General features: G+C 38.8%; 1 protein-coding gene. It reads right to left on the reverse strand.

What is annotated here, in order from left to right; all coding sequences use genetic code 11:
- Positions 1 to 782 (reverse strand): hypothetical protein (locus ACOI06_RS14525; protein ID WP_420663307.1); only part of this gene is annotated, 782 nt, incomplete at its 3' end.
- Positions 783 to 1,017: the final 235 nt, after the last annotated feature.

Raw genomic sequence — 1,017 nt, forward strand, 5'->3', positions numbered from 1 at the left:
TCACTTTCTATCATTGACTCACCGGAAGCATTCATAATGCTTATAGCAGCTCCACGGTCATCTATGGGCTGCTTCAATTCATTGAAATCTGGCACTTCAGATTTTGTCCACAGAAAGATAACTCCAACTAATACGGTAGATAACGCAACACTTATACCTAACCAAAAACTAGATTTAGACCCGGAAACCTTTTGGTTGGTCACCAACTCTTTTGTGGGGGCTTGTTGTTGTGGCGCTCTTATTTCTTCAACCAATGTTCTGAGTTGGTTAATTTCATCTTCAATCGATTTATGATTATGGCTTGAACGCTCCAGTTCATTGATTTTCTTCTCGTACCATTCCATCAAACGTTCTCGTTCTCGAACCTTACTTTCTTCAGTGATCTTATTGGTCGATTGAAGGTGAAGGGTTTGTCTAATCTTAGCCACAACTTCAGAAGACTCCCAGATCATTTGTTTGTTGCTAAAACGAAGCACCATGCCAAATTTAGTTATCAGTGAATTTTGACGAACAAGAAAATCTTTCCAGCGTTGATGATTAATATCTTTATATGTCCCATCTAGCTCAATTGGCAGGAAGTAACCTTTACTTTCATTTACAATCATGAAATCGATATAACGGTTACCACCGTTGTCATCGATAAAATGAAATTGAGGTACTACATCTGCGGGGCTAATCTCTGGTATTTGAGATAGAATCTTTTCAACAAATGCCTCCTCATACCCTACAACATGATCAATTTGTTTTTTGTATTTTATTTTCCAAGTACGCCAGTTGTTCATAACTTATTGTATATTCTAATGTTGGAGTCCAAGCTTTCTAAGCTCGATAGGTAAAAGCGCATTGATTTTTAATAGAGCGGTTATAACCTACTAAAGCCTCAGCGAAAACCCTAGACTCCAAACTTTCTAAAGCATCAGCTTCTAAGGGGCACCTCGAACAACCCCTCGTTTTTGAGGCACTGAGCGAGGCGCAAAGATTTCTTTGCAAAAAAACAAGAAACACCGCCTTTTCAGC

The sequence above is a fragment of the Orrella sp. 11846 genome (genome assembly GCF_048820935.1).
Classification (GTDB): domain Bacteria; phylum Pseudomonadota; class Gammaproteobacteria; order Burkholderiales; family Burkholderiaceae_B; genus Algicoccus.